The organism is Rhizobium sp. BK602, assembly GCF_014195095.1.
Taxonomy (GTDB): Bacteria; Pseudomonadota; Alphaproteobacteria; order Rhizobiales; family Rhizobiaceae; genus Rhizobium.
Window position 1 is genome coordinate 169,591 of record NZ_JACIBC010000010.1, and the last position, 15,169, is coordinate 184,759.

The 15,169-nt window shown below is 61.7% G+C and carries 14 protein-coding genes; 5 read left to right on the forward strand and 9 right to left on the reverse strand.

The annotated features are described in order from the left end of the window. Positions 1-37: 37 nt before the first annotated feature. Genes FHX11_RS26900 through FHX11_RS26920 form a run of 5 tightly spaced genes read right to left on the reverse strand, consistent with a single transcriptional unit; the run spans position 38 to position 4,291 of the window. Positions 38-1,009: a biotin-dependent carboxyltransferase family protein gene (locus FHX11_RS26900; RefSeq protein WP_184363498.1), complete on the reverse strand. Its 972-nt coding sequence runs from the start codon at positions 1,007-1,009 to the stop codon at positions 38-40. Then, a complete protein-coding gene (locus tag FHX11_RS26905; protein ID WP_184363501.1) occupies positions 999-1,874 on the reverse strand; it encodes a carboxyltransferase domain-containing protein in 876 nt (291 codons plus the stop codon). The genes FHX11_RS26900 and FHX11_RS26905 overlap by 11 nt, the downstream gene beginning before the upstream one ends. Then, a complete protein-coding gene (locus tag FHX11_RS26910; protein WP_184363504.1) occupies positions 1,874-3,259 on the reverse strand; it encodes an acetyl-CoA carboxylase biotin carboxylase subunit in 1,386 nt (461 codons plus the stop codon). Before FHX11_RS26910 ends, FHX11_RS26905 begins: the two co-directional genes overlap by 1 nt. Beyond that, a complete protein-coding gene (locus FHX11_RS26915) occupies positions 3,256-3,498 on the reverse strand; it encodes an acetyl-CoA carboxylase (protein WP_184363507.1) in 243 nt (80 codons plus the stop codon). Before FHX11_RS26915 ends, FHX11_RS26910 begins: the two co-directional genes overlap by 4 nt. Next, entirely contained in the window at positions 3,485-4,291 is an 807-nt protein-coding gene (locus FHX11_RS26920) for a 5-oxoprolinase subunit PxpA (RefSeq protein WP_184363510.1), read from the reverse strand. The genes FHX11_RS26915 and FHX11_RS26920 overlap by 14 nt, the downstream gene beginning before the upstream one ends. 259 nt (positions 4,292-4,550) lie before the next feature. Here FHX11_RS26920 and FHX11_RS26925 point away from each other — a divergent pair, with 259 nt between their 5' ends. From FHX11_RS26925 to FHX11_RS26940, 4 genes are all read left to right on the forward strand, one after another. Next, on the forward strand, positions 4,551-5,459 hold the full coding sequence (locus FHX11_RS26925; protein WP_184363512.1) for a LysR family transcriptional regulator: 909 nt from the start codon (positions 4,551-4,553) through the stop codon (positions 5,457-5,459). Positions 5,460-5,728: 269 nt separating this feature from the next. Continuing rightward, positions 5,729-6,322 carry a hypothetical protein gene (locus FHX11_RS26930; RefSeq protein ID WP_184363515.1) on the forward strand — a complete coding sequence of 198 codons (594 nt, stop codon included), beginning with the start codon at positions 5,729-5,731 and terminating at the stop codon, positions 6,320-6,322. Further along, entirely contained in the window at positions 6,319-6,882 is a 564-nt protein-coding gene (locus FHX11_RS26935) for a hypothetical protein (protein ID WP_184363518.1), read from the forward strand. The genes FHX11_RS26930 and FHX11_RS26935 overlap by 4 nt, the downstream gene beginning before the upstream one ends. Next, on the forward strand, positions 6,872-7,444 hold the full coding sequence (locus FHX11_RS26940) for a hypothetical protein (RefSeq protein ID WP_184363521.1): 573 nt from the start codon (positions 6,872-6,874) through the stop codon (positions 7,442-7,444). The genes FHX11_RS26935 and FHX11_RS26940 overlap by 11 nt, the downstream gene beginning before the upstream one ends. A gap of 3 nt (positions 7,445-7,447) precedes the next feature. Here FHX11_RS26940 and FHX11_RS26945 read toward each other — a convergent pair whose 3' ends face one another. The 4 genes from FHX11_RS26945 to FHX11_RS26960 form a co-directional block, all read right to left on the reverse strand. Next, the gene (locus tag FHX11_RS26945; RefSeq protein WP_184363524.1) at positions 7,448-8,743 is read right to left on the reverse strand and encodes a hypothetical protein; all 1,296 of its coding nucleotides are present in this window, start codon (positions 8,741-8,743) and stop codon (positions 7,448-7,450) included. 362 nt (positions 8,744-9,105) lie between these two features. After that, entirely contained in the window at positions 9,106-10,002 is an 897-nt protein-coding gene (locus FHX11_RS26950) for a fructose bisphosphate aldolase (protein WP_184363527.1), read from the reverse strand. Between the two features lie 523 nt (positions 10,003-10,525). Further along, positions 10,526-11,266, reverse strand: a complete 741-nt coding sequence (locus FHX11_RS26955; RefSeq protein ID WP_184363529.1) for an SDR family oxidoreductase — start codon at positions 11,264-11,266, stop codon at positions 10,526-10,528. Further along, positions 11,259-12,008, reverse strand: a complete 750-nt coding sequence (locus tag FHX11_RS26960; protein ID WP_184363531.1) for an SDR family oxidoreductase — start codon at positions 12,006-12,008, stop codon at positions 11,259-11,261. Before FHX11_RS26960 ends, FHX11_RS26955 begins: the two co-directional genes overlap by 8 nt. Positions 12,009-12,105: 97 nt before the next feature. On the opposite strand from FHX11_RS26960, the gene FHX11_RS26965 reads away from it, so the two are divergent. Then, entirely contained in the window at positions 12,106-15,168 is a 3,063-nt protein-coding gene (locus tag FHX11_RS26965; protein WP_184363533.1) for an FAD-binding and (Fe-S)-binding domain-containing protein, read from the forward strand. The last annotated feature ends 1 nt before the right edge of the window (position 15,169 follow it).

Sequence of the window (15,169 nt, forward strand, 5' to 3'; positions counted from 1 at the left end):
AAGCGAGATAACGAAAAGGCGGCCATCCGCTTGACCTCTACGCCAGAGCCGCACGGAGGCGAGCAAGCAAGGCCTGCCGGTCCGCGCGCGCCGCCAGCGCCTGATCCATGGTCACCTCCACGAACTGCGTCGGCGTATGCGGCTGCAATTGCGCGATCAGATCCATGTCGGCCGAGATCACCGTTCCCAGCATGAAGTAACCGCCGCCGGAGACGGCATCGCGATGCAGGATGATCGGCTCCGTCCCGCCCGGCACCTGGATCGACCCATAGGGATAGCAGCTGTCGACGATATTGGAGGGGTCCGAGCCAGCGCCGAAGGGCTGCTTGCGCTCGACGAATTCGAGCTTGCGGCCGCCGCGGAAGCGATAGCCCATGCGATCGGCTTCCGGCGCCACCTTCCATTGGTCGGCAAAGAAGTTGCTCTTCGTCTCCTCGGTCAAGCGATCCCAGTAGAGACCCGGCAAAACCCTGAGTTCGGCCGGCATGCCGGGCTTGCGGCGCAGGTCCTCGGCAACGGATTTGCCCGCGCCACCCAGCGAGCTGAAACCAACGGGAAGCTCATCTTCGGCAGCGATTGGCCTGCCTTTGAAGCCGCCGAGCGCGCCGATCGCATAGGTCGACCGGCTGCCGAGTGCTTCGGGAACATCGATGCCGCCAGACACGGCGATATAGATCCGTGCTCCGGATTTCAGGAAGTCGAAGCTCACTGTCTGCCCCGCCCTGACCTTCAGCGCCGTCCATCCCGGCTGAAGCTCGCCATCGATCTTGACGGGCATGTCGGCACCGGTGACCGCAATCAGCGCATCGTCGAGAAATTCGAGTTTCGGCCCCATAAAAACAGCCTCGAGGCCGGCGGCACCCTCGTCATTGCCGACGAGAAGATTGGCTGCCCGCATCGCGTAGCGGTCCATGGCGCCGCCGACGGGAATGCCGAGATGGAAATAGCCGGGCCGCCCGAGATCCTGAACGGTGGTCGAAAGGCCGTGATGAAGAACCTTAATGGCCATGCAGCGCACCCTCCAGCTTGGCGTTGTAGCCGTCGATGTCGGCCTGATATTGCCGGAGATCGAAGCGGACCTCGCGGATCGGCGGCGCAAAGCGACCCCTGTCGACATCCTCGACCGCCTGGTCGTAGCCGTCGCGATCGATCGGCCGGAATTTCACGATGTCGCCGGGGCGGAAGAACACCATGAAGTCGCGCAAATAACTCGTCGATTGCGTGGGATCGAAGATCGGCATCGGCGTGATGCCGAACATCTGATAGCCGCCCGCGCCGCGCACCGAATAGATGCAGCCGAAGCAGCCGCCATGTCCCACAGTCAGCCGCGGCGTATCGGTTCGCGGGCGTAGATATTTCGGCACCTCGATCTGCCGCTGCCGCTCGACCATCTGATACATGAACGGCAGGCCGGCGACGAAGCCGACCATCGAGACGAACCACGGCGATCCGGCATGGGCCGAGATGAAATCCTCGACCGCGCCGTAACCGTTGATCCTGGCGGCATAGTCGAGATCGGTGCCCGTGGGCTCCTGATGCCGCTCGCGGAAGCGCATCAGCGTCTCATGCGTCCATGGATCGTTGTAGAAGACCGGGATCTCGACGATACGGGTGGTAATGACGGGCTCCGCCTTTTCGGCCGCCCCCTCGATTGCCTTGACCTCGCGCAAGAGATCGTCCGGCTTGATCAGATCCGGATCGAACTTGATCTGGAAGGAGGCGTTGGCAGGGCAGATTTCGGTCACGCCCCGAATGGCGCTCTCGCGCACCCCCTTGGTCATCGACAGGCTCTTGAAGAAGGCTTCAAGGGACATCTCGTTGCTGCACTCGACGAAGAGATGCTCGTCACCTCCGAATGTAAAGCGAGCAGGCATCAGGCAACCTCCGCCGATATGCCGTCAACCGCGGAAAAATCGGTCTCCAGCCAGGATTCGAGAAAACGCGTATGGAATGCGCCCTTGCGCACCGATGGATCACGGGCGAGAGCCAGATGCAGGGGGATCGTCGTCGGCAGGCCTTCGATCTTCAGACCGGAAAGGGCCGATACCAGCCGCTCGAGGCAGGCATCGCGATCCTCGGCCCAGACGATGAGCTTGCCGAGCAAGGAATCGTAGAAGGGCGGCACGGTATAGCCGGCATAAAGCATCGTATCGAAGCGGATGCCCTCGCCCTCCGGAACCGAAAGCCGCGTCACGGTGCCCGGTGCCGGCAGAAAGCCCCTGGTCGGGTCCTCGGCATTGATCCGGCACTCGATGGCATGACCATGCACCCGAATATCGGCCTGCGACGGCGACAGGGGAGCGCCGCCCGCCACCTTGAACATTTCCTGCACCAGATCGATACCGGTGATCATCTCCGTCACCGGGTGTTCGACCTGGATGCGCGTGTTCACTTCGATGAAATAGAACTGCCGGCTATCCTCGTCGTAGAGGTATTCGACCGTGCCCGCGCCGCGATAACCGACTTCGGCGGCCAGCGCCACGGCGCTGGCACAGAGGCGCTGGCGCACGTCATCGGGCAGCAGGAAGGCCTGCGCTTCCTCCCAGACCTTCTGGCGGCGGCGCTGCAACGAGCATTCGCGCTCGAAGCAATGGACGAAATTCCGCCCGTCGCCGAAGATCTGCACCTCGATATGGCGGGCGCGGGTGATGACCTTCTCCATGTAGAGGCCACCATCGCCGAAAGCGGCCGCCGCCTCCGCCGAGGCGAGTGGAAATTGCTCCCTGAGTTCGGCCAGCGACTGAACGATACGGATGCCGCGCCCACCGCCGCCGGCCGCAGCCTTGATCATCACCGGAAAACCGATGCGCCCGGCAATCGCCTCGGCAGTCGCGATATCGGCCACGCGGCCATCGCTTCCCGGCACGGTCGGCACGCCGGCGCGCGCCGCAATCGCCCGCGCCGCCACCTTGTCGCCCAGCAATCGGATAGCCTCGCCGCTCGGGCCGATGAAGATCATGCCTGCAGCCTCGACGGCATCGGCGAAATCGCCGTTCTCGGATAGGAATCCATATCCCGGATGAACGGCATCCACACCCGCCGAGCGGGCCGCAGCGATGATCGCCTCGATGTTCAGATAGGATTTCTTCGGCGCCGGCGAGCCGATATCGATCGCCTCGTCGGCTAGCTTCACCGCCAGCATCTCGGCATCCGCGGTGCTATGGACCTGCACCGTGCGAATGCCGAGCGCCTTCGCCGCCTTGATGATCCTGACGGCGATTTCGCCACGATTGGCCACCAGGACAGATCGGATCGTCATGGATCCACCTCCGCGATGACCTGACCCGCCATGACCGGCTCTTCATTGTCGACGAGGAAGGTGATGTTCCTGCCATCAAGCCCGGCTGGAATCTGCTGGAAGGTTTTCATGACCTCGATGAGACCGATCGTATCGCCGGCGGCAACCGCATCGCCCTCGGCCTTGAAGGGTGGCGTATCCGGAGAGGAGGCCCTGTAGAAGGTTCCCGGAAGGGGTGATCTGATCTCAAGCTTGCTCATGGGGCCTCCGCGCTGCGTCGCTGTTCAAAATCTGCGAAACGGGTGCAATCCTTATGCCCTCGGCAACGAGGGCCTCGCGCATATGGCGCACGATATCGAGCGCACCCAAAGTATCGGAATGAAAACAGATGGAATCGAAGGCGATCGGAATATCGACACCATTGACGGTGCGGACCACGCCTTCGGTGCAGGCCCGCACCACCTTGCGGGCAATCGCCTTTGGATCGGGCCGGCCGGCATCCCTGGTAAAGACGATCCAACCCGTATCGCCATAGTCGCGATCGGCATAAAACTCGCGCACGACCGGTTGGCCGGCCTCCTGGGCGGCTAGGCAGGTCGCCGAACCATCCATGCAGAAGACGAACATGTTCGGCGCCACAGTGCGCATATATTGTATGAAGATCTGGGAAAGATCCGCGCTTGCCGCCAACTCCATATAGAGGGCGCCATGCGGCTTCACATGCTGCACAGGCACGCCATGACGCCGGGCAAACTCGCGGAGCGCCCCCACCTGATAGACCAGATCGTTGACGATCTCGCGGCTGGTGCCGTTGATCTTGCGGCGGCCAAAACCCTGGAGGTCGTTGTAGCCAGGATGGGCTCCCACGCCGACGCCGTGCGCGGCCGCCATCCGCACCGTTTCATCCATCAGATTGGGATCGCCGGCATGAAAGCCTGTGGCGATATTGGCCGAACTGATGAGCGAAATCAGGTCCTCGTCCTGCGCATCGCCGATCCGCCATCGGCCGAAGGCCTCCCCCATGTCGCAGTTGATGTCGACAGCTTCCTTCAAGGCATTTCCTCGCATTGCATGTCCGATCGGAAACAATGCTGGCCACGGTAGGGGGAAATAGACCCATTGAAAAATACAATTTTCAATGCTTCATTATCTGATAATCTGATAGTTCTGTTCAAAATGGTGGCAGAGAATATGATTTTTTATCAGATAGATAACTTCATTGATCAGAACGAGATCGCAGATTAGCTCATTTTTTATCCGACAAATCTGATTAGCTACGCTCGATTTCAAATAAACTGATGGGAGCAAAACCATGAGCCTAAGCCTTCGTCAGCTTCGTTATTTCGTCGCAACGGCCGAATATGGCCAGATTTCCCATGCCGCCGTCAGCCTGTCGATTTCGCAATCCGCCGTGACCGCGGCGATCAAGGATCTTGAGCAGACGATCGGCATATCCCTGTTCAATCGCACACCGCAGGGAATGGAACTGACCACGGCCGGGCGGCAATTCCTGGCGCATGCCTATGAGATCCTGGCCAAGGTCGACGAGGCGACCCATCTCAATCTCGTCAGCAGCGACATCGAAGGGGAACTCGTGGTCGCGGCGACCTATACCGTCATCGGTTACTTCCTGCCGCTGCACATCGAGCGCATGCGGCGCCTTTATCCCAAGCTCAGAATCCAGATCTACGAGGTCAATCGGGAAGCCATCGAAGAGGGCCTGCTCACCAACCGCTACGACATTTCCGTCCTGCTGACCTCGAACATCCTCAATCCCATGCTGACGACCGAGACGCTTCTCAGTTCCGTCAGGCGGCTATGGCTGCCGGCTGGCCATGGCTTGCTGCGGCGCGACGGCATCGGACTGCGAGAAATAGCGGAAGAGCCCTATATCCTGCTGACCGTCGACGAAGCCGCGCATTCCTCGCTGAAATACTGGAGCCGAACCCCACACCAGCCGAAGGTGCTGCTGCGGACAAGTTCGATCGAGGCGGTCAGATCGATGGTCGCCAACGGGCTCGGTGTCGCCATCCTCTCCGATATGGTGCATCGGCCCTGGTCGCTCGAAGGGCGGCGCATCGAGACCGTCAATATTCAGGACCCGGTGCCGCCAATGGATGTGGGCCTCGCCTGGCGCGCCAATGTCGAATTCACGCCACCAATGCTCGCCTTCAGACGCTATTTCCAGCAAGCCTTCAGCCTGCCGGGCACCAATGCGTGAATTCCGCAACGATGAAATCCCGCTCAACGCATCAGCTGGACATCTTGACCGTTACCCTTCCCTCAAGCGCCTCACCCGGTAGCAGGATACGTGCGCCGGTGGTCGGGTGAGGCAGATTCCACGCATTGGGCACATGCGTTACGGGTTCGACATTGGAAGAACCCATTTGGTTGTGGGGCTTGCCAGAATGTTCGCGTGAGCCAAATAGCGCTTATCGCCGGCTTTCAGAGAAGCCGGCGGCAAATGCCAATTTCCAATCGAATGTGGCGATGAAAACAGCGGTCATCAGGAAAGCGAACAAGGCGCTCTACACGCGCATCATCGCAGGCATCGGCGGCCTTCTGGCAGGCGCGCTATCGCTCGGGCTCTCCATCTATGAAACCCGTACGGGCGCCGAGGTGGCGCAAGTGCCGGCGGACGCTTCCGTCAGGACAGGTCAGTGGAACGTCACCCTCCATTCCGCCAGCATCGCTGCCGAGACCCCGGACGGGCGACATGTTGCCGATGGCAAGAAGGCACTGACCATCGATCTGACGCTCGAGAATCTGACGGCGGAAAGTTCGAACCTTTATCGCCAAACGCTGAAGCTCGAAAACGTTGCCAATGCCCCTGATCCACGGTTCTATCTGGCGCGGGATCGCGATGCGCTTTGGGACCTGCAGCCGATGATGCCGGAGACGGTGAAGGCGGTTTGGGAATTGCCTGCGACGCAGACGCTACCCAAGGCCCTGAAAGTGACGATCGTCGGCACCACCTACAAGCCGAAGGATAACCTCTATGCCGCGCCGGGCTGGTTCAACCCGACCGATGTGGCGCGTGTTGATCTGCCGCTCGCCGCGACGACGGAAGGGGCGGCTCCGTGATGCGGCTCGTGCTTTCGCTGTTGCTGGTCGGCACGACGGCCTTGGCCTTGTCGTTCCTGCAATCGACAACGCCGAGCTATGCCGTTCTGACCGGGCCGATCGAGACCACCGGCCTGCAGAAGGATACCGTCTCAAGCGGGACCTTCAGCATCAAGGTCGATAAGGTCGTGCGCGCAAAAACCATCGCCTTTGCACGTTACGGCCAGCCGTTGGAGCGACAGACGGACGGCGTCTGGCTGATCGTCAGCGTCGAATTGCAGCCGCGATACGAAACGATGACGATCCAGTCGGCCGCGATCGAAGGCGCTTCCGGCCGTCTCTACCGGCAAACCCATCGCGCGGATAATGCCCCCCGAAGTATCTCGTCCAAGGATCTGCAGCCCGGCCTGCCAACCGCCGGCCTCTTCATTTTCGAGCTGCCGGAGGAAGAAACGCGCGACATGACGCTGGTGGTTTCAAGACAACCATCGCCGCAGCTGGAATCGGAAATTCGCGTCAAGCTCGATCAGAACGGCATCGAGGCGCGCGACCGTGCGGAGATCGGTAAGAATGGACTCTAGGCGCGAACGGCAACTCTGGTTGCTATCCCTGATCAGCCTGCCCGCGTTGCTGGCCTGCGACTATGCCATCAGCGCGTGGCGCAATGCCGAAGACTACATCGGCCGAACCGAACTGCGGGTCCGTGCAAATGCGGACGGCCAAACCCTCGCCAAAGCCTCCTGGACGCTCGCGCAAACAAGGCTGATCGGCGACGGACGAGACACGAAGGCAACATTTCCCGGCCAGATGCGCCTCGTGATCATACGCCTGGCCGGAAAAGCAGAAGACGAGATCGGCGGCACCTGGGCGCAATGCCAGCTGACCTTGACGGATGATCAGGGCCGGCGCTGGCGGCCGCTCAACTTCATGCTTTCCCGTGATGTCAGCCGTGATCTCGATCCGCAGACGACGCCGGTCGATGGCTGCGACGCGGTTTCGCGCCAACCGCCAGCCAAAGGCGCAAGCGCGCTCATCGAGGAAAAGTTCGTCGTTCCAACCGATGTGATCGGCTCACTGTCGGCGCAGCTGAGCTTCGCCTCGACACGGCCCGACGCCCTGTCCTTTCCATTGGGGTTAAAGTAGACGTCAACCGCCGTTCCGGTGCCATTGCCGGCCCTGCACAAAGCCAATCTCCAGCGCCGCGGCAAGCAGGCAGATCTTGATCGGCATGATGAGAACGCCATCGCCCGGCGCGCTGGGACTGCCGAAGAACAGAGAAATGGCCTGCGCGATCATCTGCCACAAAGGCAGATCGTGGGGGCCGACAAGCCGGGCCGTGCCATACCAGGCCCACGCAGCACCCCAATCCACCACCCTGTACAGCAGGACGACGGCCAGCATGAGCCCGAGACCGGAACTCAACGTCAATCCCACACCCTCCGCCAGTGCGCGATAACGCTTCGCCGTTCCGGCGATGAAATGCGAGATGAAATCGCGAATGGCCTGCGGCAGCCCCTGCCAGCGGGAAACCGCTCGCGCAATACGGCCTTCCGCCAGCGGGCGCTCGCCGTTGATGTCATAGCCATAGACCAATGCCGCCAGGGTCAGCCAGACGACCGGATAGAGTGCGTAGAAAAACAAACCACGCATCTGCTGATAAAGGGAGATCGAGGCTTCTTCCGCCGTCGGCGGGAAAACAGTTGCCGCGGCGGCATCGGCGACCGGATTGAGAAAGCCGAGCACATGGGCGATCGCCTCGGGAAGACGGGCGACCCAAGTGCGGATATCGTCTTCCCAGGTCGAGATGACATAAAGACCGATGAAAGCCCAGTTCGCTTCGCAAACGACGATCACGATCGCCCAGATGGCGGCTTTCGATCGCGCATGCATGAACTTGGCAAACCGTCTGACCGCCCATGCGGCCACAACAGAGAGGAGCAGCCACGCGCTGCTGCCGAACTTCAGCGGATTATAACTCTCGCCGAACATCGTCAGATCGAGCGACAGCTTGGAATAGTCCCTTACCGTGTCGCCCAGAAAGCCCCAGGCGGCGTAATAGGCAAAGAAGGGTACAAGCGTCAGCGCCAGCACGGATGTGAAACTGGAACCGACGGCATTATCCGCGCCATCGGCTTCGGGCCGGGCGGCCGCAATCCGCGAGGCGGCGTCCAGCGCCGGCAATCCGGGGCGCACGGTCTCGAACAACGCGACGATGATCACCAGTTTCAGAAGCACGACGAGAGCCAGGGTGGAAAGACCGGCCAAGGCATTCAGACGGCCGATCATCACCGCGAGTTCATTGAGAAGCGAATTGCCGATCATGCCGAGGAGCCAGAGCGCCATGAGCTGCGGCCAAAAACGCGACAGCAATTGGAAAGTCAGCAATGGCAGCCGGAACAGGAGCCGGATCGGCGGGCTGGTGTCCTGGGATAGAACCGTCATGGCGGCATAGTAGCAAGCGATCCTTGGAACGCCAAGCTTGCTGTCGCCATGTCGCTGCGGTCAATAACGGGAACGTCCCGGCATCGGGGTTGGCCGTCTCTGGCCTCGCGGTGGCAAATGATGCGATGGCGCTTCGAACATGGTCGAAGCCGGAAGTCAGGCTATGCGGAAGCCGCGCGCATCGGCTCGTCACTCCTGTTCATGCGCGCGGATAGCTCGCCGAAACCGGCCAGAGCCTTGCCATGCGATTAAGCGTGGCCTCTTGCCCCGGTTCCCCGAGGCAAGAGGAAAGGCCGGTTGAAACGCCGCCATTGCGTGAGGCCGACGATCTAGGATCGATCGGCATCACAACGGCCGTTCGATCACGCCTTCACGACGCTCGCCGTGTATATCTCATCGATCGTTCTGCCGAGGCTGGCGTCGAACTCCGTATCGCTCATTGTCACACGCAGATCCTGCGTCAGCGCACGAGAGAAGCTGGCGATCATGCCGTGATTATGGCTGAGCTTCTCGCAGGCATCGGCGCGGCTGTATCCGCCCGACAGCGCCACGACGCGGATGACCGCCTTGTGGTCGATCAAGGGCTTATAGAAATCCGCAACCGTCGGGATGGTCAGCTTGAGCATCACCCGCTGGCCGGCCGGCAAGCTGTCGAGCGCGCGGAGGATCTCATCGCGCAGGATGACCTCAGCCTCTTCCTTGGTCGCACTCTTGAGCGAGACTTCCGGCTCGATGATCGGGATGAGGCCATGACCGAGGATCTGGAGGCCCAATTCAAATTGCTGCTTCACCACGGCCGCGATCCCGGCCTTGTCGGCCTGGGCGATCACCGAGCGCATCTTGGTGCCGAAGACGCCCTTCTTCACGGCCCGAGCCAACAGAATGTCGAGATCCGGGATCGGCTTCATCAGCTGTACGCCGTTCTCCTCGGCAGCCAGGCCCTTGTCGACCTTGAGAAAGGGAACCACGCCGCGATCTTCCCATAGATAGGAGGGAACCGGCTTGCCCGCCGCCTCGCCATCCATGGTCTTCTCGAACAGGATGGCACCGATTACCTTGTCACCGGAAAACGAAGGGGCCGTCATGATGCGCACGCGCATCTCGTGCATCAGGCGAAACATCGCCTCGTCACCCGTATAGTCGGAATCGGCGATGCCGTAGAGGCGCAAGGCACCCGGAGTGGAGCCCCCGCTCTGATCAAGGGCGGCGATGAAGCCTGCCTTGCTGATCATCTGCGACATCATTGTTGCATCCGCCATGTTTTCCTCCGTATCCCGGGCCTGTAGCGACGCAGGCCCTGGTGTTTACATGAAATAATCCGACACCTGCGAAGAGACGCATTGCCGCCATGATGAGATCGCCGAGCGGCTGACGCAAGACAACCACGATCATATTTAGCTTCAATCCAATAGAAGACCAGATTTTCAGAGGCCGCCGATTAAGAATTGTGCTCGACCAGGACAAGATGACTGATTCCATCTGTATTCCGGATGAATGAAATCATCATCAGATGGGCCGAAAAGTGAAACTCCGATGGCCGACAGGCGAATGCGAAAGCAGCCCGGGGCCTATTCCGGGCTCGGAGCATGAAACAGGCAGCAACTTTCAACCCCGTGGGCGACACGAAGCCAAGCGCGCATTGCTCGCACGAAATCGCGAAGGTCAGGCGACGGGAGCACCATCCGCGGAGGAAGCGGGCCTCTCCTGATGATACGAAAGCTTTGCAGCGATGCCTGCCATCGGTCACTCAGCAGCAGATATCAGGGGAGATATCTCGGCTTCTTACTGCTGGAATTTGACCATGGTTCCGCCGCCCGCCGCCTGATCCGTCGGATAGACCTCGACACGCGAGACGTCGACAAAGACCGGCAGGTCGATGATATTCTCAACCACGCGGGCGATATTCTCGGGCTGAATGGAGCGATAGCCGTCGTAAAGCACGGCATTCGCCTGGCCATCCGGGATGGAAGTCCGGTAAAGCGAGGTCTCCACACGTCCGGGAACAATCTCGCTCACGCGCACCGATGTCCCAAGCAGATCAAGACGAAGATTGTCGCAGAACAGGCTCAATCCGGCCTTGGAGGCACCATAGGCCGACGAATTCGGGAAGGCGGCCCGCCCTGCGACGGAGCCGATGAAGATCAAATGACCACGCTTGCGTCCCACCATGCCCGGCAGAACCGCTCTCGTCAGATGCATCGGCGCTTTCAGGTTGACGTCGATCATGGCATCGATCTCGTCCGGATCGATCTCATGGAAGGTCGCGCGGGTCGACAGGATGCCTGCATTGTTGATGAGGATGTCGACCTCGACCCCATGCAGCGCGTCGGCGATCCCTCGCGTATCGCGCACATCCGCCTTGATCGGGACCGCACCGCTGGTCTCGCAGAGTTGCTTGAGCACATCTTCATTGCGACCGACGGCGTAGACCGCGAACCCCCGTTGCCGGAGAGCCAGGACGATCGCCTTGCCGATACCGCTCGTCGCTCCCGTGACGACTGCGGTGCGATAGGCGTCAGACATAGATGTAGCCCCCGCTGATGACCACGTTTTCGCCGGTCGCATAGGTGTTGCGGCTCGATGCCATCATGACGATCCATTCGGCCATTTCGACCGGCTCGGCCGCGCGGCCGAGCGCGCTGGCCTTGGCAAGCTCCGGCAGGAAGCCGAGTTCCTTGGCGCGATCGGTCGCGAAACCGGCCGGCGCGACCGAATTGACGAGGATCTGGTCCTTGGCGCATTCCTGCGCGAAGGATTTGGTCAGGCTGACGACCGCCGCCTTGGTGGCGGCATAATGGGCATTCTGCGGATGCGCCTTGAAGGCATCGACCGAGGTGACGTTGACGATGCGGCCGGTCACCTCGGGAGCATTGACATGCTGGCGCATGTGAAGAACGGCGGCCACCATCATATGATAGGTGCCCTTGACGTTGATGGCAGTCTCGAGATCCCATTCCTCGTCGGTGATTTCGAGAATCGGCCGCCGCGGGTAGATCGCGGCGCTGTTCACGAGCACATGGATCCGGCCGAGCTTTTCCGCGATCTCGTTGAATCCGCGATGCGCGGTTTCCGCCCGGGAAATGTCGGCAACCGATGTCGCCACCTCCGCGCCAAGCGCGCGCAGGGCGTCGGCGGCCGTGGCGAGCAGTTGCTCGTTGCGGTCGACAAGACCTATCTTCGTCGCTCCATGCGCGATCATCAGCTTCGCCGTCGTCAATCCCAGCCCGGAAGCGCCGCCGACGATGATTGCAGTCTGGTTCTTCAAGTTCCACCTCGTTATTTTCGATTGCGCCATCACATTTGTATGTTATCACTTATATGCCAACTTTGCCAAAGCTCAAGTGCTTTCTGAAGGCCTCCCGATGATTCCGCGCCTCCACACGAACTTCACCCCCGCCCCCGCCAGCTTCTTCGAACGCCTCGTCGAGGCCGGCTTCGGCGGCGATATCGGGGCGAGCGCCGGCGCACGGACGGTGCTTGCGACCGACAATTCCATTTATCAGGCCGAGCCCGCCGGAATTGTCTTTCCAAAGGATATCGATGACCTGAAGATCGTCGCGAAGATCCTCGGCGAACCGGCTTTCAAGGGCTTGCCCGTCGTGGCGCGCGGCGGCGGCACCGGCACGAACGGGCAATCGCTGACGCCAGGCGTCGTCGTCGACTGTTCACGGCACATGAGCCGGATTCTCGAGATCGACCCGGTGCGTCGGATCGCCCGCGTCGAGGCCGGCGTCGTCAAGGATCAGTTGAATCGGGCGCTGAAGCCTTACGGCCTGTTTTTCGCGCCGGAACTTTCGACCTCCAACCGCGCCACCATCGGCGGCATGGTCTCGACCGACGCCTGCGGCCAGGGTTCCTGTCTCTACGGCAAGACCAGCAACCATGTGCTTGGCCTGCGCATCGTGCTTGCGGACGGGACGGACTGGTGGTCGCGGCCGCTCGACGCGCAGGCGCTTGCCGAAATCTCGGCGCGCCGGGATCGCATCGGCGAGATCCACAGGACCGTCGACCGGATTGCCAGGGACAAGGCGGAGCGGATTGCCGAGGTCTTCCCTCAGCTCAACCGCTACATGACCGGCTATGATCTCGCCCATATCCGCCGGCCCGACGGATACTTCGATCTCAACGCCGTCCTTTGCGGTTCCGAGGGAACGCTCGCCGTGATCGCCGAGGTGGAGCTCAACCTCCTGCCCATCCCCAGGCATGCCGCCCTTATCAACATCCGCTACGGCGACTTCAACACGGCGCTGGAGGATGCCAGGACGCTGACGGCGCTCAAGGTCGCGTCGGTGGAGACGATCGACGAGAAGGTGCTCGGCCTTGCCAAGGGCGACATCGTCTGGAACGGCATCGCCCGTTTCTTTCCCGATGACGACGGACCGACCAATGGCATCAACATCGCCGAGGTCCTGGCCGACGACGAGGGCGAGCTGGCGCGCAAGCTGGACGAGGTGACGTCCGCCCTCGACGGCGCCGCACCCGTTCGCCACCGTGGCTACACGATCACCCGCGGCCATGCCGAAGTCGAGGCCATCTGGTCGATGCGCAAGCGCGCCGTCGGCCTGCTCGGCAATGTGGAGGGGCCTGTGCGTCCCGTCGCCTTTGTCGAGGACACGGCCGTTCCCCCGGAAAATCTCGCCGCCTATATTCGCGAGTTCCGCACCCTGCTCGACACGGCCGGCGTGTCCTACGGCATGTTCGGGCATGTCGACGCCGGCGTGCTGCATGTCCGGCCGGCGCTTGACCTCACGCGCAAGGACCATGTTCCGCTGATCCGCGGCATCAGTGACGCCGTGGTCGCCCTCACCCGCAAATATGGCGGGGTGCTCTGGGGAGAACACGGCAAGGGCGTACGCTCGGAATATGTGCCGGAATTCTTCGGCGATCTCTATCCCAGCCTGCAGGAGATCAAGAAGGCCTTCGATCCGGACAATCGCCTGAACCCCGGGAAAATTGCAGCTCCGGACGACGGACGCCTCCTCAAGATCGACGAGGTGCCGCTACGGGGCGATGTCGACCGTATCATCGGCAACGATATCCGCGCCGCCTTCGACAATGCCGCCTATTGCAACGGCAATGGCGCCTGCTTCGATTTCGATGCGACAAGCCCCATGTGTCCCTCCTACAAGGCAACCCGCGATCGTCGCTTCTCGCCGAAGGGCCGCGCCATGCTGATGCGGGAGTGGCTGCGGCTGCTCGCCGATCGGGGTATCGATCCCCGCCGGGAAGCGGAGGGGCTGCGCCGGGTCAATCCGGCGATCGATCTTGTCCGCCGCGCCTTCAACTCGCTGAACCCCCGAAACCGAACGGACTTTTCCCATGAGGTGCGCGAGGCCATGGACACCTGCCTTGCCTGCAAGGCTTGTGCCGGACAATGTCCGGTCAAGGTCAGCGTTCCGGCCTTTCGGTCGAAATTCCTGCAGCTCTATCACGGCCGCTACCTGCGGCCGCTGAAGGATCCGCTGGTTGCCGCCATCGAGACCACATTGCCCTGGATGGCCCGGATAAGGCCGGTCTACAATCTCTTCGCCGGCACGGCAGCCGGAAGACGGCTGACCGGCCTTGCCGGACTGACGGCCCTGCCCCTGCTGCCGCGCCGTTCCCTGGCGCGGCAAGCAGCCCGGCTTGGCGTGGAGATCGCCGACGTCGGCCTGATCGGAGCGTTACCGGCCGCCGAACGGGCAAGAACCGTCGTCTTTGTCCCCGATACCTTCACCGCCCACTTCGATCCCGAAGTCGTTCTTGCCGCCGTTGAGCTCGCCCGCAAGATGGGGCTTTCACCCTTCCTCGCCCCGCCGCTCACAAACGGCAAGGCGCTGCATGTCCATGGCTATCTCGACCATTTCGCGACAGCGGCCGCCAAGGCCGCGACGTCGCTGCAACGCCTGGCCGACACCGGCGTATCGCTTGTCGGGCTCGATCCGTCGATGACGCTCGCTTATCGCAGCGAATATAAAGAGGTGCCCGAGGCGCGGCTTGCCGCGTCCGTTCTGCTGCCCCAGGAATGGATTGCCGCCAATCTCGGACGGATCGCGGGCAAAAGCCCGGAAGCATCGAACAAGACGTTCCGGCTGATGCCGCACTGTACCGAGCGGACGAACGCTCCCGCAGCGACCGGTCAGTGGAAAGCGGTGTTCAGGGCGCTCGGCATCGACCTGCAGGTCGCGGATGCCGGCTGCTGCGGCATGGCCGGCACCTTCGGCCATGAGGTGCGCAATCGCGCCCTGTCCGAACAGCTTTATGCGATGAGCTGGGCCAGCCCGCTCGCATCGGCCGGCAAGCAGGATATTGTCATGGCGACGGGCTATTCGTGCCGATCCCAGGTCAAGGAAATCGATCGCAGAACAATCCCGCATCCGATCCAGATCATCAACGAACTGAGTTCCGACCAGGCCGGCGGCGGCCTCAACGGGCGGGTGGCATGAT